This is a genomic window from Hungatella hominis, assembly GCF_014288005.1.
Taxonomy (GTDB): Bacteria; Bacillota; Clostridia; order Lachnospirales; family Lachnospiraceae; genus Hungatella; species Hungatella effluvii.
On sequence record NZ_JACOPB010000002.1, the window covers coordinates 778,060 to 796,928 of the forward strand.

Genomic DNA, 18,869 nt, shown 5'->3' on the forward strand with positions numbered 1-18,869 from the left:
ATTGCTGTTGTAAAGAGATTCCTTCGATTCCTTCAAAACACGCTTTTATGAATTGTTTTGATATAAAAAGCAGATATGATCCATTCCCTTTGGAATGATATGATATCTGCTTTTATTTAAAGCTTCTTCTGTCCTTATAACTCCTTGATTTCATATCCGCCATCATCCGTTTTCTGAAACAGCGGAAGTTTCTGCAAAAAGATAATATCATCCCGCTCCGCCGCATTTCCCTCTGCGAGCACTGCTGCCTTTTTGGTGACGATTCCCCCGGCACTCTCCACCAGTGCCTCCAGCGCGTAAAGCGATTCTCCGGTGGAAATGACGTCATCCACAATACAAACCTTTTTCCCCTTGAGACTCTCTGCATCATGGCCGTCCAGGTACAAGTGCTGCTCTCCTGAAGTTGTAATAGAGTGTACCGACACCGACACGACTCCGCTCATATAGGATTTGATGCTTTTCCTTGCAACGATAAATTCTTTTTTTCCAAGAATTCTGCTGATTTCATAGGTCAGCGCAATTCCTTTGGCTTCCGCGGTTATAATGACATCCACATCCCCGATCTTCTCGGCAAGCTTAGGCGCGCAGGCCATAATAAGCTCCGTATCCCCCATAATGACAAAACTTGCAAATGCCAGATTATCCTCCAGATCAATAAAAGGCAGTTCCCGTTTTACACCAAATAGATTTAGTTCATAGTTTTTCATCAATGATTTCCTCCTTTACATGCCAAGAATTCTGGCTGCAATTCCGGCAAGCATTCCGAGAAACGGATTGGAGATTGCCGTGACAACGAGTGCACTTCCGCCCACTGCCGGATTAACCGCAAGCGCCGCAGGCGCATCCAGCACAAATGTCTTGAACAGGCCCAGCACAAACAGAAAGCCTGCAATGGACGAGGACGGAACGTAATTGCCGATTTTCGGAAGCAGGCCGCTTAAAAGAATCACGCCTACCACTACCATCATCGCAACGCCGGCCCATACCGGGTGGGGCGCATTTGCGGTAGCGGAAATAATTGACTCAACCGGTGCGCCGCCGAAGAAGGAGGAACCGATGTCCGCAAGGGACGAGATCAGGGTTAAATGATCCACATTAAAAGTATCTGCCCCCGCCATGCTGGCAGTAATCGCCCCGAAGGAAATGTTGGACCCGATATTTAAGCATACCATACCGAGTGCTCCAAAAATAACTGTTCCGTTTATCGTAAATTTCTGCCGCTTAAATTTATCGTCGGCAATAACAATATTCTTCTTTTCTTTATTCAGAACCGCAGAAGCAATGCTGGAAGCGATAACCGAAATAACAATTGTATAAACCAGCGTATTGGCACTGGATCTGGTCAAAAGATAGGTGATGACAGCCGCAGCCAGCGACACTCCGCCGGCAATGTGATCCTCCTTCACCATATTGACAGCCGCTTTCGTCAAGATCAGTCCCACGCCGGCCATCATTCCGTTCGCAATATCTGTCCCAATAAAATCCACAATTTTTGTGAGCATCCCACAAGCGCCGACCACCGCAAGAATGACCGCACCTATAAAGATCATGGTACACCGCTCCGAGCGGTTCCTGCCGCTGGTTCCCGCATAGGTTATGGTCTCCGCCTGAAATGAAATAGGCGCCACATTTCCCGTTATTACATTCCCTGCTGCTCCAATAAAAAACGCCATCGCCGTCGGGACAGCTGCAAATCCAAATGACAGCGCCAAAAGTCCCTGAGGAAGCGCGTTCAAAACAACACCAAATACGGCAAGTAAATCTGTAAGTAAAGCATTCATCGTAATCTTTAGTCCCCCTTATTTTCATTAATTAGTTATACTTATAAATATTGTATCTTTTATAAGCATGTATTTTTAAAAACAATTTGCATTGTAGCATATTTTTTAATATAATAAAACTATCATTTTTACATATTTTATATAATATTTTTATTATATTAGTAAGGAGGTTTGCTCTATGACTTTAGAGTCTTACCGAAATTTTATTACGATTGTGGAATGCGGAAGTATTTTGGCCGCGGCGAATCAATTGCTGATCGCTCAGCCATCTTTGAGCAATCAGCTAAAAAATATAGAAGCCTATTATGGGGCGAAGCTGCTGATCCGAAACCGGCACAAACTGGAACTGACCGATGCGGGGCGAGTCTTTTATCTGCATGCCAAAGAGATCTGCCAGGCCGAGGAGAAACTTCACAACGAGATTCACAACAAAAAGACAGCTTTTTCCGAACTGCTAAAGCTGTCAATCCCTGCGGGAAACTCCGCCTATTTTCTGCACCATCTCTTCGATGATTTCCGGGCGGCATACCCTAATGTCAATTTTGATTTTTATGAAATTCCCAGTGATTTTGCGATTCCCAATGTCTTAAACCACGTAACGGAGATCGGCCTCATACGTTCCAGCCTCCCCGGCTATGCCTCCCTGGCCGTCTACCCCTATGAGAAAGAGGAGATCGTCGCTATCTGTAAACCGGATCATCCTCTGATGCAAAAAGGTGATATTCTCGATATCGCTCAACTGGCAGATTACCCTCTGGCGGTTCCCTTTGACTGCCTGGACCTGGTCCGCTCTTCCTTTGGCCACCGCCTGCTTGCGCCGAATATCTCTATCATTACCTCCTCCAATGCGACCGCCATCGAGTGGGCCAGATCCTTCGGAACCGTCGCGCTGGCCTCACTGACAACCGCCGACTTTCAGCATATTAAGGATTTGGCAGTGAAACATTTTTCTGATGACAATCTGTTTATTACCAGCGCATTTATTGTTAATAAGGAGTATCCGCTGTCTCGGGCGGCACGGAATTTTCTGGGGTTTCATGGGGTTGATGTTGGGTAAGGGGACTTTAGGGCTCTCCCAATCTTATCATTCCCTTCTCAAAACTTCTAGCTTATTTTCTTTTTTATTTTAAGTATCCTCATCCGATTATCGCAGGCTTGTTTTGTGCGCATCAGCACTTGTGCTATATCCTGATGTGTTTTCTTTTTATGGAATTTTATTAAGATATCGTCTTCTTCCTTAGTCCAACGTGTAAAATGCTTTTTCTTTTTAACCTGCATTCTACTGGCACGATGTTGACAAGCGCTGACTGTACGCCCAATTTGATCAGCAACCCACTGAGCACCTTTCTCCTCATAATACACTTTTAATAAATTATCTTCAACTACACTCCAAGCGCAACGATGATGATAGCAGTTTGGACTTCTCCGTTTCAATTTTAACTTACGAGCTTTATTCTCACATGCACTACAAGTCCTTCCTAAACGATTTGCAATCCACATGGCATCTTTATATGAATAATTATCCCTCAAAAATGTACACTCATCTTTTGTCCATCTAAAACTGTAAAATGCACCTTTGGTTTGCAATTTAGATATATTCTTAGCATTTTCGTGTTGGACTATCGCGGTGCTCGCATCCTCATCTCCTTCATAATACTCTTCATTTGATAAAAAAGGATTAAAAGAGATAAGATACGTTTCCACATGAGCAATAAAGTCGGATAGTATTTCATTAATTTGTTCTCCTTGATTATAACGAATACGCAACAACGGGATGCAAAATTGTTGACAAAAATTATTTTTAATTTCATCTCGCAGTCTTAGATTCTGCAACGCCGACTCATACTTATATTCCTGAAAATCAAAGAAATGTATTGGCCTAAAATGTTGCAGGCCGTCAAATTCTATTAATCCCGTAGGCTTATCAGGGAAATCCTGTTCCACCAGGAAGATGGCAAAATCAAACCGCAGTTTGTTTTTATATTTGCAATTTTCAAAGACAACTTCCTGCTGATATCGAATTCCTTTGTAGTCCAGAAACTTTTTTATTACATGAACCCCCATAGATTCTGTTTGCTTATAACTAATACCAAGGCGACCTGCACAATTCATACAAGCACTTGCACTTCTCCCATCGATGCGCTCAGCCACTTTAGCTCCTTCTAACGGGTAATACTGCCGAAGGATGCCTATTTCCTCCTTCGTCCATTTTAAGGTATTTTCAAAGATAATACCAAGCTTACTGGCCCGGCTTACACAGGCGCTGTGGGGGCGATTTAAAAGTACTGAAGTACCAGAAGGGCCAAACCTTGGATAGTATTCTTTTATAATATTCTCTTCCTCTTTCGTCCATGAATTATCAAAAATCAATCCCATTGTAGCTGCATGACTGCGGCAAGCGGACTCTGACTTACCAATAAGTTTTGCCACTGCGATTACCCCTTCCCTAGGGTAATGCTCCGTTAGTAACTGCTCATCTTCCTTACTCCATTTCAACTGATCAACATACTGAATGCCAAGACTTGATGCCTTTACCTGACAAGTGTTGGGCGAACGCTTCAAAAAAGAAGCAACCCCCACCGCGCCTACCATAGGATAATATTTCTTCAGATAATCCGTTTGTGTTTTTGTCCAATGGTAATCCCGCTTTATACCCAGTTTCCCTGCCCGGGCAATGCAACAGCTTTTGGAGCGCCCCAGTTGTTTGGCTACCCAGCCAGCACCTTTGTTCGCGTAGTTTTGCACAAGAATCTGCTCTTCCTCCAAAGACCAGCCTAAAACCCGGGTTATGTTTAAGTGATATGCTCGATTTCGACATGCTGCCGGAACACGGTGTAATAATTCAGCTACAGCTTTAGAACCAAGGGTGTGATAGTTTTCTATTAAGAAATGATCTTCTTTTTTACTCCAATTTTTATCGGAATTCTGTTCTTTCCTTGGCGTTTTTCTGATGTAATTACTCATATTATTAATACCACTTTCTTCAACCACATTCAAACATCAATTGACTTCTATTTTTTATCTAATGTAACTATATAAATACTATCCCCGTATTATATCAAAACAAAACCAAATACATCGGAATTATATTACTTTCTACAATTTAACTAAAACATTCATTTTCCTTCCCCCGCCACGGTAACAGGAAACATGCTCAGTTCCAACAAGCAAACTGTTTCCACATGCCCCGCATGCGGAAACATATCACACCCTCTCACCTTCACCACCTCATACCCTCTCTCCGCCAGATACTTCATATCCCGCGCGAGCGTAGCCGAGTCACAGCTGACATAGACCACCCGTTTCGGTCCCATCTTCACAATCGTATCCAGGCAGACCTCATCACAGCCTTTTCTCGGCGGGTCCACGACGATCACATCGGCATATACCTGATTCTTCTCATATTCCCTGGGCAGTACCTCCTCCGCTTTTCCGACGAAGAACTCCACGTTCTCTATCCCATTAATCCTGGCATTCTCCCGGGCATCATCGATGGCTTGCGGCACGATCTCCACGCCATACACCTTCTTCGCCTTCTGTGCAAGAAATAATGATATGGTACCGATCCCGCAATATAAATCCCACACGGTTTCCCCGCCGGTCAGTCCCGCATATTCCAGGGCTGTGGAATAAAGTTTCTCCGTCTGCACCGGATTTACCTGGTAAAATGACAGCGGGGAAATGCGGTATTTCACACCGCCGATCGAATCCGTAATATAACCCGGCCCATAAAGGTTGATGACTTCATTTCCAAGTATCACATTGGTCTGATCACGATTTATGTTAACCGAAATACTCGTCATTCCCGGTATCTTTAACAGCTGCTCAGACAGCTCATCCTGATGGGGCAGGCTTTTTCCATTGATCACCTGACATACCATCAGTTCGCCGGTATGAAATCCCTTTCGAATCAGAGTATGGCGGATTAAACCAGAATGGGCTGCCTCATCGTATGGTCTTATATGGCAGCGTTCCAGATGATTTTTGATTATCTTCAGTATCTCTCTGTTTTCTTCAATCCCCAGCAGGCAATCCCCGTTTTCAATGATCGCATGGGTCCGGCCTGCATAAAATCCGGTTATAATCTTACCGTCCTTATCAAGTCCCCAGGGAAACTGTGCCTTATTGCGGTATCTCCATGGTTCGTCCATTCCCATGATGGGCAGCATCGGAACCTCATCAAATCCGCCGATTCGTGTAATATTATTATAGATTTTCCGTTCTTTGTAAGCTAACTGTTCTTTGTAGTCCATTGCCTGGAGCTGACAGCCGCCGCACTGGCGGGCCACCGGGCACCGCGGCGTCACACGGTTTGGCGACGCATTGATAATTTTCTCTAAGCGGGCAAAGCCATAAGACTTTTTTGTCTTCATTACCTTGGCTTCCACCTCGTCACCAATCACCGCATCCTTCACAAACCAGGTGTAACCATCGGTCTTGCCGATTCCTTCACCTGTATCTCCCATATCCTCTATTGTCACCTGAATCCTGTCATTCTTTTTCCATTCCATATTAATCGTTCTCCCCGATTCTTCTATACGATTCGATTTAATTCCAGCATATATAAATTTCTTTTAGCTAAGTTTTATTCTATCCTCTTTCCTTTCAATACGCAAGAAATATCTCCGTCCCTGCCAAGTATCGAAACTACACAGCAGCAGCATTCTTCCAGATCAGACCTCCAAGCCAGACCTCCAAACCACTGATTCAAATCAAAAACGGCTGTATACGAGCGCATTTCATTACGCCCTTACACAACCGTCTCTTACGATTCTAATTATCAGTTCTTCATCAACTGCTCTATCTATCCGCCATCCAGACTTCACCAGCCTACTATCGCCAATTCGTCCCCGGCTTCTTATTTGCTCTTGCCGCCGTTCGCCTTTTCCATGTGAATATTCTTACCCTTGATCTTTACATCCTTCATGGCATTTAACACTGCATCGGCGTTTTCTCTCGGCACTTCTACAAATGTATACTTGTCATACATATCAATGCTTCCGACCATTTTACCCGGCATGCCTGACTCGCCTGCGATGGCTCCCAGGATGTCACCCGGCTTCACGTTCTGGTTCTTTCCGATGTTGATGAACAGACGGGCCATATCTTCACGACCGCTGTCATACCGGCTATCACGGCCGCCGCTGTTTCTGCCTCTTCCGCGTCCGTTGCCATTACGGCTTCCTCCGCTGTAATAGCTGTCTAAATCATCGAGAGAGCGTGGTTCTCTTGTGTCTACAATATCCTCACTCTCTTCGCCCATCATCATCTTTAACAGAGCGGCTGCCAGATCCAGGGAAGTATAATCTTCTTCCAACAGCTTCTTTTCAAGAATATTGATCATTTCGCTTAAATCGGATTCTTCGATGGTGTCCGCCACATTCTCTAAAATCTTATCGACTTTAATGCCTGTCACGTCATTCAGGGAAGGAATCGCCTGAGGAATGATCTTAGTCTTGCAGTAACGCTGAATATCGCGAAGCTTATAAACTTCTTTTCCAACCACAAAGCTGAATGCAATACCCTCGCGGCCGGCACGACCGGTACGGCCGATCCGGTGTACGTAGTACTCGTCATCCTGCGGGAGATCGTAGTTAAATACGGCTTCTACGTCATCTACGTCAATTCCGCGGGCCGCTACATCGGTGGCCACCAGAATATCGGTTCTGCCGTTACGGAAGCTGTTCATAACGCGGTCACGCTGAATCTGCTTCAAATCACCGTGCAGACCTTCCGCGAAGTAGCCACGTCCCTGAAGTGCCTGTACCAGTTCATCCACGCCCTTCTTCGTATTACAGAACACAACGGAAAGCTTTGGTGCGTACATATCTAACAGACGGCACATAACCTCTACCTTTGTCTTCGGCTTTACTTCATAATAATACTGGGTTACCTTCGGAACAGTCAGTTCTTTCTTAACCACCTTCACAGTCACCGGTTCCTTCTGGAACTTGTGCGCAATGTCCGCGATCGCCTGAGGCATGGTAGCGGAAAACATCACAGTCTGGCGCTCCTCCGGAAGCTGGCTTAAAATAGTCTCCATATCCTCTAAAAAGCCCATGTTCAGCATCTCGTCGGCCTCATCCATAACTACGGTATGGATATGGTCAAATTTCACCGTCTTGCGGCGCATATGATCCATCACACGGCCCGGTGTTCCGATGATAATCTGGGTACCATCCTTTAAGGAGCGAATCTGTTTTACAATGTCCTGGCCGCCATAAATTGGAAGAACCTTGACACCGTGCATATATTTTGCTAATCTACGGATTTCGTCAGCCACCTGAATTGCAAGCTCTCTGGTGGGACACAGGGCGATCGCCTGGAGTTTCTTGGATTTCGGATCCACTTTCTGTAACAGCGGAATACCAAATGCGGCCGTCTTACCGGTTCCTGTCTGAGCCTGGCCAATAATGTCCCTGCCCTCCATCTGTACCGGAATCGCCTGCGCCTGAATCGGCGAAGCCTCCTCAAATCCCATGTCCGCAACTGCCCGCAGAATTCTTTCGTCTAGCTGTAATTCATCAAATCTCATTGTCTCCATAAATAAATAAGTCCTTTCTAGGCCTGCCGGGTTCAACTGTTGCCGACGGCCGCACACACACTTTTCGCAAAGAAAACGAGAGGTGTCAGGTATACGTTTCAGACCTTCATCCTCTCGTTTCACAAGTTTAAACTATAACAGAAATATTTTTTCATGTCAAGGAGTTTTCTTTATATCCATGATATCCCGACTATATATTTTTCTGTAACACACAAATTCCGCGCGCCCTTAAGTAGTTCAGGACCTCCAGCTTTTCCCTCTCTGTCTGAAATGCCCAAACTGGAATATTCAAAAAATACGGACCTTTCGTAAAAATAAATACCTCTTTTTTACTCTCCACCACCTTGTAAATTGTGGGATAAGCCAGATTCCACTGTTCCGTATCCGTACAGAGGCTGATTCCCGACCGATCGAAGGAAATCACCTGACGGCCAGTCCTGTCCGGCACCGTTTTTCGGCGTTTTAAGGCTCGTTTTACGCCGCGGTAAATCCATTTCCTGCTGCAAAATCTCCAATATGCCATGCCAATAAACAGAATAATAAAAATACCATAAACCGCAGCAGGCACCGGATCTCTGTCCCGCTTAAATGAAAAGATTCCAACGCCTGTAAGCAGTAACAACGACAGTATCATAGTCATGCTTTCTGGTATTTTAAGTGCATACCTCGTCCGCATCATATAATACTTGCCTGCAGTCAGCACATCCAGCCATTCTGCCTCCTCCTGAATAAATGCAAAGGAATATACCTGTTCTTCAGGGCATATGATCTCCGCCTGCTGGTCCAGAGGATCCATAAAGGCCTCCTGCTGCTGCTTTTCCTGCAGAAAGGCGAGGCAGCAGTCCATTTCGGCTTCGCCGGTGAACGCAGAATCCGGAAGTGTCAGCAGAGTCTTTATCGTCCCAATCCGTTTCATATAAACCAGGATCTGATGCCTCGTCTTTTCTGCATATAAAATGGAAGCGTAAGGATAACAGCTTACGCCTTCCTCCGTACACATCTCAATCCGATGTTCTCTAAACCGTACCAACTGCCGGTGCATAAGCGGACCTTTTATGATTCTGAAGTATTGAACCGTTTTAATAAGAACCGTGATTATCACGGCAAAGCCAAGCCACAGCCCGATTCCGGCACACAGATCGGTTATCCACCAGAGAATGGATGGGTCATGACCGCCGATCGCCACAACACCCACGGTGTAGATCAGGGATATTCCGGCAATAATAAGCATGACAGCCTGGATCTTTGACTCCTTCATCCCGTCCTTCTTAAGCCTCATATCCGACATCATGCGCAGAATATCCTTTTTTGAAAGCTGAACTTCGAGTTCACGCATTGGCGATCCCCCCTATCCTTTCTATTATCACAGTACTTTATGTATTTCTCTCCTATCGTCCTATCTCTTCCTCTTCAAAATATCTCTTCCATTTCATAGCACCTATTCCTCCCCATTATATATCATAGAAGAAACTACCGCAAGTCACAAACCCCAACTCTGAAAATCCCCTGCTTTACCTTTGCCCGACAAACAAAATCCAGAACCATCTAAACAAAAAAATTCAGAAAATATTTCCTTGACAAAAATTCTTTCTGCATGTTGCGATTAGTCCGTTACCAGACTATTTATTTATAAAACGGAGGTCAACTCAATCATGTACGATATTCTGACAGAACAGCTAAAACACTACACCGTACTCTGGCGGGAAACCAGCGCCCTGTACGAAGAATGGGCCAAAAAACGCGGTCTGTCCTATTATGAACTCCTGGTTGTCCTTTCCATCATGGAGCCGGACGGCCCTTGTCTTTAGAAAGACATCTGCACCCACTGGCAGCTTCCGAAACAGACGGTCAACACCATCCTGAAAAACTTTGCCGGGCGCGCCTGGATTACACTTGTGCCTTCGGAGGAAGACCGGCGGGGCAAGGTCATTCTGCTGACTGACGCGGGCAGGTTATTTATGGAGGCCACGGCTTCCGATCTTCAGTCCCATGAAAGGTCCGTCTGGCAAAAGATGGGCCAGGAGAATGCCAGAGCACTGTTAGAGAGCACCGCGCTCTATAACAAACTATTTAAGGAGACAGACTCAAATGAAACTGCATAAAGAATTTTTCCACTACGTCATTCCCTCCATGCTGGCCTTTGCGCTGTCAGGCGTCTATGCCATCGCCGATGGTTTTTTCGTTGGCAACGCCCTGGGCGACAGCGCCCTGGCCGCAGTCAATATTGCATACCCGCTTACAGCTTTTTTACAGGCCGTCGGCACCGGAATCGGCATGGCGGCGCAATCCAGTACGCCATCAGCGCCGGCACGGAAAATCATAAAAGGGGCCGCCAGTATTTCGGTATGTCTCTCATTATGTTAACCATTTCCGGAATTCTTTTATCCGTGATTCTGCTGTTAAGCGCCCCTGTGGTCCTCCGCTTTTTTGGAGCGTCTGGCACGATCGGGGAGCTGGCGCAGGAGTACATTCTTTATATTGCTTTTGGAGCCATTTTTCAGGTTCTGGGAACGGGGCTCGTCCCCTTCATTCGCAATATGGGAGGCGCGTTTTCGGCCATGGCCGCTATGATCGCAGGTTTTTTAACGAACATATTTCTCAATTACTTGTTCGTATGGCATCTTCCCTTCGGTATGATGGGAGCCGCCGTTGCGACGGTTATTGGGCAGGCGGTACGGCGGCCGTCACCTGCTATGCGCCGGTCAGCTATATTTCCGCCATCATTATCCTCCTGCTTCAGGGTGTCAGTGACGGCTGTCAGCCGCTGATCAGTCTCTCCTACGGTGAGGGCCATCACGACCGTACAAAGCAGTTCCGTAACCTGGCGTATAGCTTTGCCGCCGCAGTCTCACTCCTGTGTATGGGAGTGCTGTTTCTCCTTCGAGGACAGGCGGCCGCGCTGTTCGGCGCCTCTCCCCAGATTACAGCACGCGTTGCAGATATTCTCCCTGTATTCCTGAGCGGTTACTTATTTGTCAGCATATCCAGGGTGACGACTGTCTATTTCTACGCTACAGACAAAGACCTGCAAGCCTGCATTATGATCTATGGGGAAGTAATAATCCTGTTCCTGCTGCTGCTCATATTGCCGCAAATGACAGGGATCGGCGGAACATGGCTCTCAGTACCAGTCTCACAGCTGGCGGCTATGTGTATCAGTATCTTTCTGATAATGAAGGAAAAGAAAAAGGCGTAAAAATATTTTAATGTAAAATGCTATTGACAAACTGCTTTTTTGCTGTTAGGATGTTCAATAATTTATAAATCATTATATTTTTGAACAACTTCTTTATTCCAATGCATACCTTAAGGAGGACAAATCATGAACGGATTGGAGAACATCAGCAAGAAATCAGAGACAGATCACACCATCATACAAACGGAGGCAGGGCAGATCATACCCGCAGAAGAAGAAACCTGGAAGCAGATCTGGACGCGCAAGGGAAGGGCTGAGGGCGGCATAGAGGATCTTCTGGCCTTCGACGGATACGAGCGCACTCAGGTTGATATGGAAGAGGTGGCTGCTGAGATCAGCCGCCGCCTCAATATTCAGAAGGAAGATAAGGTACTGGAGGTCGGATGCGGTGCCGGAGCCCTGGCCCAGTACCTGGACTGCGATTATACAGGCATCGACTATTCCCCTACACTTGTCAGACGCCACATCGAGCTGCTGCACAATCCGGTTTTGGTCGGCGAGGCCGCCAATCTGCCGTTTAAAGATAAGACCTTTGACAAGGTCATCTGCTACGGCGTATTTCTTTATTTTGATGATAAGGAATACGCTCAGAGGGCTGCGGAGGAACTTTTACGGGTGGCAAAAAAGGGGGTACTGATCGGTGAGCTTCCCATCCGTTCCCACAGAACGGAGCATTTGCTGTTTACTCCGGAGGAATTCGAGGGCTGGGATATCAGCGACGGTTTTTACGATCCGTATAGAAAAGACAGGTTCAATGCGGCGTTGGTGTTCTGACCGGACGCCCGCTTCCCCTGTCTGTCTATATCACCCAGGCGGAAAGCATTCCAGTACCTCCAGGGTCTGCTCCGTCCGGTACTGATATTGCCTGACTCCATGAGGGATAAAGACTTCCATCCCTCTTTCCAGTTTCAAGGACTGATCACCCGCCAGCAGTTCCCCTGAACCGTCAGCGATAAAGGCAATGACAAAATGGTAATTTTCCGCATTGTATCCACCCCCGTCCGACAGAGAAATCCGGTTCATGGAAAAACGGTCTGTGGTGCCGCGTCCGATCAAACGAACAGCTCTTGCATCACCATCAGAAACCAAAGGCTGTGGCTTTACAAAGAACCGTTCCCTGGCCCGTTCCCGTTCCATGCAGGTAAAATCAAAACAGTCCAGCAGAATATCCATGCCCTTTCCTCCGTGAAGTGATTCTTCCGGCAGCACACTGCCATCCGGGCGGATTCGCTCCGCCCTTAGCGTTATGTCAACCGGTTCCTGAATCTCCGCCACCAGGCTGCCAGCCCCCAGCGCATGTGGCGTACCCGCCGGGATATAGACTACGTCTCCAGGCACGACAGCAAAACAGTGGAGGCAGTTCAGTATTTTCTCTGTATCCTGCGCTTCTATATAAGAACAAAAGCATTCACGCGTCACCCCTGGACGAAATCCTGCATAAATGTAAGCCGGACGGTTCTTTTCCACAGCCAGAACATACCAACATTCTGTTTTTCCAAAAGGCAGGCCGAAATACCGCTTTGCCTTCTCCTTTGTCGGGTGAGTCTGCACCAGCAGACGTGTTCCCGAATTCAGCAGCTTGACCAGCACTGCCGGTGATGCGCCGTACACTTCCGTATGTTCTCTTCCGAGAAATGCCTCCGGCTCCCTCTCCAGCAGTTCCTTCAAATATCCCCCTCCGTAATCTTCCCGAAGCACAGACAGACCCTCCGTCCCCTCCCGAAGTGAGGATGTAACCGTAGAGGCCAGCCATACCTGGGAATACCGGTTATCCGGGTCCTCGTACCTGAAAAACTCTTTTAATAAGGTTCCTCCTTTTATAAGATAGGCAACTCTATTCCGTTTCAGTACAAATGGCATTCTGCTAAGTTCCATACCACACCTCCGTTCTGTTTTTAAGGATGCATGACATACTCCTCATAAATCTGCCGCATCTCCGCCATGGCCTCCTGCGGCAGAGGCAAAAATGGCCGCCTCATTTCCCCCATTTCAATACCTTCCATCTGAAGAATCGCTTTCAGGCATTTCAGGGTACCGTATTTTCTGGTGATTGAAATCACCTCATTGACGCGTGCCTGGCTCCGTCTGGCTGTATCCATGTCCCCGTTTAAGAAACCGTCATAGATTTCCCGTATAACCGGCGCCAGGACATTATAGGTACTTCCGATACCGCCGTCGGCTCCGGCTGCCAGCCCCGATAAAAGCATCTGGTCAAATCCGTTAAACAGAGTCAGCTCCGGATGGCCTGCCTTCATGCGTTCCATCTGGAAAAACTCATTGGAAGTAAACTTCACCCCCGCCACATGACCGTTAGCGCACAGTTCATCCAGCAGATCAGACGTCAGTGAGAAACCTGACTGGCTCGGAAAATTGTATATAAACATGGGAAGATCCCCAGCATCCATAATATCAAAATAATACTGTTTAACCTCTTCGGCAGTGAATTTATAATAAAATGGGCTGATGGCAGAGACCGCGTCCGCTCCAGCCTGTCTGGCATGAACGGCACAATCCCTGGCAAACTCTGTAGAGATGTGCCCCACATGGGCAAATACCGTCTTTTCCCCGTTGTTCTCCTCCAGCACTGCCTCCAGAACCCGTTTCCGCTCGTCCAGGGAGAGCAGGAATGTCTCGCCGCTGCTCCCTGCCACATAGAACCCGTCAATCCCTTTTCCGATCAGATACCGTACCAGCTTTTTCATTTCTTTTAAGTTTACCTGGCCATACTGGTCGAATGGAGTCAACAGGGCTGCATAAATCCCTTTAAAATTCTTTTTCATACTGATACCTCATTGTTCTTTATTTTATGTCAACCTTTAACTGCTCCAGCCGATACACCTTCCGTAAAAAATTTCTGGAAAGAAAAGAAAATAATAAACAGCGGAAGCGCCGTCAGGACCGCACCAGCGAATTTCAGTCCGTAATCCACATCGCCTCCCGTAGTGTCAAACAGCTTGGCCACACCGACCGGCAGCGTATAGGAGTATTTATCGGTTGCATTTACCAGCTGCCATAAGTATCCGTTCCAGACACGGACCGCCGACAGAATCGCCAGTGCCCCGATACCAGGCTTGGACAGCGGAAGACCAAATTCCAGAAAAAACCGCATTTTACTGCAGCCATCTACCTCGGTGGCCTCCATAATCTCATTTGGAATAGAATCATAAAAATTCTTCAGCAGGTAAACACCAAACGGCATTGCCACATCGGGCAGTATAATCGCCCGATAAGTCCCCACCCATTGAAGCTTCACCATCAGCTTATATAAGGGTATGATATAAATCTCTTTTGGAATCAGTAGCGCCGCTATGATGAAGGCGAAAATAATCTTTCTGCCTGCAAACTCCATTTTTGACAGTCCATATCCCGCTGCCGAAGATACCAGCACCAGAAGAGCCACCGTAATCACGGTGATTGCCACGCTGTTCCCCATCCACCGCCACGCCGGGTTCTTCTCAAATACGTGGAGAAAATTCTGCACCGTTATCCTGGAGGGAATCCAATCCGGCGGAATCTTTACAATATCCGAAGAGTACTTGAAAGACCCGGTGAGCAGCCAGTAGACAGGGAACAGGGAAAAGACACAAAACAAAATTATCAGCACATTGGACGCCAGATCAAATTTAGACGCGTGTCTCAGCTTTACGGACAGCTTTCCATTCATCATCAGTCCCCCTTTCTCTTTCCTGCAACCAGCTGCTGCAAAAGTACAAGCACCAGTGTAAAGAGAAACAACAGTACTCCGATCGCCGATCCCACTCCTGTGTTGCCCTGTTCAAATGCCTGCTGGTACATCAGGTACATCATCGTAGTGGACTGATAGCTGGGGCCGCCGCGTGTGAGCAGCTGGATCACCACGAATACCCGGATCACCGCGGCCGTCTGTGTGATAAAGATAAATATGGTCGTAGGCCTCGTCAGCGGCACCAGCACGCAGCGGTACATATCCAGTCTGGAACCGCCGTCAATTTTACAGGCTTCAATCAGATCCTTTGAGATCCCGATCATATCGGCCACATAAAGGATCACACTCTGGCCGATATTCATGGTAAACAGGATAAAGATCAGGAGCACGAGGGTCCACGTCCTGTCCGCCAGGACGTTAACCGCCTCGAACCCGAACACCATGCTGAAATATTTTACAAGGCCGGACTGTGAATCCAGAATAAAACGCCAGATAATGGACATAACCACCATGGAGGCGATCACCGGAATATAAAGACAGACTCTCACTGCCGAAATATAGGACGGCATCTTGTCGAAAATGGCCCCCGCTATCCAGATTCCCATAATAATGAGCAGCGGCACCACGGTAACCACGAACAACACGCTGTTGCGGATTCCAATTATATAAATATCATCCGTAAATATCTTTACGTAATTCTCCAGGCCCACAAATGCATTGCGGCTGAACCTCGTGGTATAAAAGCTGCTGATAAATCCGCTGATTATGGGATAAATCATAAATACAACCGACAAGATCACAAACGGCCCCACAAAGAGGTACGCCTGCAAATTTGCCATCAGTTTTTTCCGTTTCATGGCAGTCCCCCTTTCAATCTGCTTATGGATTCAATACCAGAGAATTCTGTGCGTATTCATCAATTACTCTGTTTGCCTTCTCAGAATACTCTGCCAAAGCATCGGCCGCCGTCTTCTCCCCCGAATATACGGACTGAATCGCAGGAAATAAATCCTTCCTCGTCTCTACAAAGCCTGGAACGTTTCCTGTGAAATCCCAGAGATTTCCTGACATTTTTTCATAAGACGCGTAAATTGGATGCTCCGCCTCTGTGGCCTTTGCAATGGACGGGAAACACGGTGTACCGGCAGTATTGATTGCCTTCAGGCTTTCTTTATCCTGAAGGAGCCAGCGCAAAAATTCCTTTGCCACCTCGATTTCATCCTCTTTCCCGTTATTCATAATACAGGCTCCGTATATGTAACTGGCCATAATATTTCTGTCGGTTCCATTGTCTTCCACAGGTACGGAAGCCAGTCTGACATCGAACTTTCCGATCTCTCCGGAATCGATCTTTCCTTTGGTGGCCACATAGTTGGTATACTGTCCATGGGAAATGGCACAGAGCTGGTTCTGGAAATCCGGCATTACTTCGGTGCCATCCTTGGTGACGACATCCGTATTGGTATATCCCGCGTCCGTCCATGCCTTCATGGTATCCAGGGCTTTTATTACATTTTCATCGGAACCGGAATTGCTTCTCCCATCCTTCCACATCTGGCCGCCATACATACTGAGCCAGTTCATCATGTGGGTATCTGCCTGTACGGAAGCCGCAAACAGCCCCAGCGGATATTTTTCCGTCCCCTTAAACTGCTCTCCTAACGCCGGCAGAATCTTATCCTGGAAATCAGAAAGCTTCCACGCCGCGATTTCCAGCTCGTCCTCAGGAACAAATTCCTCAAGGCCGGCCGCTTTGAAATAATCTGCATTGTAAAGCAGCCCGAAATACGACTGGTATAATCCAATCATATAACTCTTCCCGTTGATGCATGTCGCATCGTAAGCGGATGGATAGATGTCGCTCTTTGCTGTCTGTGCAATCTCATCGATATCGAGAATGTTTCCCTGATGTACTTCATCTGCGGTGGTAAACCATGCAGACAGGAACAGGGCCGGCAAAGTCTTTGATTCCTTTGCCAGTGACAGCTTCGTCGCCCGGTCGGAACCCGCGAACTTATCCAGAACGACAGTGTAATTCAGGTCCTTATAGGCTTCTTCGAACCGTTCAATCACTCCCTGCAGAACCTCTTCGCTGACGTTAAAATCTGTCCACATCTGGATTTCCACCGGTCCTTCAGGAAGCCCTGACTCTTCTTCCGGGGCTGCCTCCGCCGCAGTCTCCGATGCTTTCTCCTTTACTGCGGCCTCCGTCTTTGTCTCCGCCGCCGTCCCGGCAGTTGTTGCCTTCACATCTGCTTTGCCGCATGCACACAGCGACAAAACCATACTCATCGCCACTATAATTGAAATACTCCTTCTCATATAAACTCCTCCAATCTGGCTGGCTCCTCTCCTGACCGGCGGCATCTGCCCGAGCAGCTCTGACGAACCACAAGTTCCGGCTGCAGTACTACCATCTTTTTCTCGGATATCTGACGTCCATTGGTAATGTCCAGCAGAAGATTTGCTGCATTTTCTCCTATCTCATAAGTCTTGAAGCTGACCGAAGTCAGCTTGACGGGCAGTTGTTCGCATACAGCCGTGTTATCATAGCCGATCAGGCCTAAATCGCATCCCACGGAAAGTCCCATCCGCTCTGCAGCCCGGTATACAATTTCTGCAATATTGTCGTTAAAGCACATGATCGCATCGGGACGTCCCGGTTTCGCCAGCAGTTCCTCCGCTGCCTTTTCCACATCAATCTTGTTCTGCCCGTTGTAACTGTAATATATTTCCTCCGGTATCAACCCGTGTTCCGTCATCGCGCTTAAATATCCCTGAAGGCGCGCCCTGGAGGTGGAATACCAATACCGGGCTAAAAATGCAATCTTTTGATACCCGCTGCCAATTGCGTGCTTTGTGGCAATATACGCACCATAAAAATCATTGGACAGCACCAGCGGCGCCTCGAAGCCGGATACCCCTCTGTTGCAGAAGACAATGGGGACTCCCGCCGCTCTGGCCTCAGAAAACATGGTAATACGCCCGGATTCATGGATGGTGGGAACGATAATAAGCCCTCCGATACCGGACCTGATGAATTTGCTGATATACTCATCCTGCTTATCCATCTCATAATCCGTATTTCCTATTATCACATTGATATTGTAACGATTTGCCACATCCTCGATACCTCTCACCATGCCCGGGTAAACATCCTTTCGAATATCAGGAATGATTACCCCCCAGCTGGCAGACGGAAACATATTTTCTGGTTCCTGCATCCGGCCTGAGGAAACAAAGGTACCGCTTCCATTTTTTGCGTATAAGTATCCCTCCCCAATCAGCTCTGAAATGGCTTTGTCTATGGTAGTCCTGGTCACATCATACTGTTTTACCAGCTGCGGCCTGGACTTCAGTCTGGAATCCGGGGCCATGCGCCTGATCTCCTGCAGAAGATCCTGCTTCACTTTCTGATAGCGGTACATTTCATTTTCCATACCCGTTCCTCCTGGTTTAAAAATCTGACGGTCAGCTTTGTTTTTAACATAGCACCTTTAGTAATTAGTGTCAATTAAAGTGAAATAACTATATTTTTTTCGTTTATATCGTATAATTTTCGACTATTTTTCCCTGTCTTTATACGTAAAAAAGCTGCCTGTTTATCATTCCGATAAGCAGGCAGCTTTTTGTTTAATATGTCCATCTCTGACAGGCATATCC

At 47.1% G+C, this 18,869-nt stretch carries 18 protein-coding genes and 1 pseudogene; 7 read left to right on the forward strand and 12 right to left on the reverse strand.

Annotation, left to right across the window (positions count from 1 at the left end; genetic code table 11):
• Positions 1-134: 134 nt before the first annotated feature.
• Together H8S75_RS07790 and H8S75_RS07795 are read right to left on the reverse strand one after the other, a co-directional pair.
• On the reverse strand, positions 135-707 hold the full coding sequence (locus tag H8S75_RS07790; protein ID WP_187020514.1) for a phosphoribosyltransferase family protein: 573 nt from the start codon (positions 705-707) through the stop codon (positions 135-137).
• A 15-nt stretch (positions 708-722) separates the two neighbouring features.
• On the reverse strand, positions 723-1,781 hold the full coding sequence (locus tag H8S75_RS07795) for a guanine permease (protein WP_025529996.1): 1,059 nt from the start codon (positions 1,779-1,781) through the stop codon (positions 723-725).
• Between the two features lie 178 nt (positions 1,782-1,959).
• Here H8S75_RS07795 and H8S75_RS07800 point away from each other — a divergent pair, with 178 nt between their 5' ends.
• The gene (locus H8S75_RS07800; RefSeq protein WP_187020515.1) at positions 1,960-2,838 is read left to right on the forward strand and encodes a LysR family transcriptional regulator; all 879 of its coding nucleotides are present in this window, start codon (positions 1,960-1,962) and stop codon (positions 2,836-2,838) included.
• A 47-nt stretch (positions 2,839-2,885) separates the two neighbouring features.
• On the opposite strand, the gene H8S75_RS07805 is transcribed toward H8S75_RS07800, so the two are convergent.
• From H8S75_RS07805 to H8S75_RS07820, 4 genes are all read right to left on the reverse strand, one after another.
• On the reverse strand, positions 2,886-4,778 hold the full coding sequence (locus H8S75_RS07805) for a hypothetical protein (RefSeq protein ID WP_187020517.1): 1,893 nt from the start codon (positions 4,776-4,778) through the stop codon (positions 2,886-2,888).
• A 119-nt stretch (positions 4,779-4,897) separates the two neighbouring features.
• Positions 4,898-6,292 carry a 23S rRNA (uracil(1939)-C(5))-methyltransferase RlmD gene (gene rlmD, locus H8S75_RS07810; protein WP_187020518.1) on the reverse strand — a complete coding sequence of 465 codons (1,395 nt, stop codon included), beginning with the start codon at positions 6,290-6,292 and terminating at the stop codon, positions 4,898-4,900.
• A gap of 347 nt (positions 6,293-6,639) precedes the next feature.
• Positions 6,640-8,325 (reverse strand): DEAD/DEAH box helicase, encoded by a 1,686-nt coding sequence (locus H8S75_RS07815; protein WP_187020520.1) that lies wholly within the window; start codon positions 8,323-8,325, stop codon positions 6,640-6,642.
• Between the two features lie 190 nt (positions 8,326-8,515).
• Entirely contained in the window at positions 8,516-9,661 is a 1,146-nt protein-coding gene (locus H8S75_RS07820; protein ID WP_187020521.1) for a YcxB family protein, read from the reverse strand.
• A 316-nt stretch (positions 9,662-9,977) separates the two neighbouring features.
• Here H8S75_RS07820 and H8S75_RS32615 point away from each other — a divergent pair, with 316 nt between their 5' ends.
• The 6 genes and pseudogenes from H8S75_RS32615 to H8S75_RS07835 all read left to right on the forward strand — a co-directional run bounded on the left by H8S75_RS32615 (position 9,978) and on the right by H8S75_RS07835 (position 12,295).
• On the forward strand, positions 9,978-10,133 hold the full coding sequence (locus tag H8S75_RS32615; protein ID WP_243270196.1) for a hypothetical protein: 156 nt from the start codon (positions 9,978-9,980) through the stop codon (positions 10,131-10,133).
• Between the two features lie 6 nt (positions 10,134-10,139).
• The gene (locus tag H8S75_RS33315) at positions 10,140-10,427 is read left to right on the forward strand and encodes a MarR family winged helix-turn-helix transcriptional regulator (protein ID WP_349768886.1); all 288 of its coding nucleotides are present in this window, start codon (positions 10,140-10,142) and stop codon (positions 10,425-10,427) included.
• Complete coding sequence (locus H8S75_RS32620) at positions 10,414-10,689, forward strand: MATE family efflux transporter (protein WP_243270197.1); 276 nt, start codon at positions 10,414-10,416, stop codon at positions 10,687-10,689. The genes H8S75_RS33315 and H8S75_RS32620 overlap by 14 nt, the downstream gene beginning before the upstream one ends.
• Positions 10,683-10,874: pseudogene (locus tag H8S75_RS32625) on the forward strand (MATE family efflux transporter); the annotation flags it as partial. The gene H8S75_RS32620 and the pseudogene H8S75_RS32625, both read left to right, overlap by 7 nt.
• A 65-nt stretch (positions 10,875-10,939) precedes the next feature.
• On the forward strand, positions 10,940-11,521 hold the full coding sequence (locus tag H8S75_RS32630; protein WP_243270198.1) for an MATE family efflux transporter: 582 nt from the start codon (positions 10,940-10,942) through the stop codon (positions 11,519-11,521).
• A gap of 126 nt (positions 11,522-11,647) precedes the next feature.
• Positions 11,648-12,295: a class I SAM-dependent methyltransferase gene (locus tag H8S75_RS07835; protein WP_187020523.1), complete on the forward strand. Its 648-nt coding sequence runs from the start codon at positions 11,648-11,650 to the stop codon at positions 12,293-12,295.
• Positions 12,296-12,325: 30 nt separating this feature from the next.
• Here the strand turns inward: H8S75_RS07835 and H8S75_RS07840 are convergent, their stop codons facing one another.
• Genes H8S75_RS07840 through H8S75_RS07865 form a run of 6 tightly spaced genes read right to left on the reverse strand, consistent with a single transcriptional unit; the run spans position 12,326 to position 18,646 of the window.
• A complete protein-coding gene (locus H8S75_RS07840; protein ID WP_187020525.1) occupies positions 12,326-13,396 on the reverse strand; it encodes a class I mannose-6-phosphate isomerase in 1,071 nt (356 codons plus the stop codon).
• A 20-nt stretch (positions 13,397-13,416) separates the two neighbouring features.
• Positions 13,417-14,301 carry an N-acetylneuraminate lyase gene (locus H8S75_RS07845; RefSeq protein ID WP_187020526.1) on the reverse strand — a complete coding sequence of 295 codons (885 nt, stop codon included), beginning with the start codon at positions 14,299-14,301 and terminating at the stop codon, positions 13,417-13,419.
• 29 nt (positions 14,302-14,330) lie between these two features.
• Positions 14,331-15,188, reverse strand: coding sequence for a carbohydrate ABC transporter permease (locus H8S75_RS07850; protein WP_187020528.1), 858 nt, complete (start codon positions 15,186-15,188; stop codon positions 14,331-14,333).
• On the reverse strand, positions 15,188-16,063 hold the full coding sequence (locus H8S75_RS07855; RefSeq protein WP_187020530.1) for a carbohydrate ABC transporter permease: 876 nt from the start codon (positions 16,061-16,063) through the stop codon (positions 15,188-15,190). Before H8S75_RS07855 ends, H8S75_RS07850 begins: the two co-directional genes overlap by 1 nt.
• A 22-nt stretch (positions 16,064-16,085) precedes the next feature.
• Positions 16,086-17,528 carry an ABC transporter substrate-binding protein gene (locus tag H8S75_RS07860; protein ID WP_187020532.1) on the reverse strand — a complete coding sequence of 481 codons (1,443 nt, stop codon included), beginning with the start codon at positions 17,526-17,528 and terminating at the stop codon, positions 16,086-16,088.
• Positions 17,525-18,646 carry a GntR family transcriptional regulator gene (locus H8S75_RS07865; RefSeq protein WP_187020533.1) on the reverse strand — a complete coding sequence of 374 codons (1,122 nt, stop codon included), beginning with the start codon at positions 18,644-18,646 and terminating at the stop codon, positions 17,525-17,527. The genes H8S75_RS07860 and H8S75_RS07865 overlap by 4 nt, the downstream gene beginning before the upstream one ends.
• Positions 18,647-18,869 lie beyond the last annotated feature (223 nt).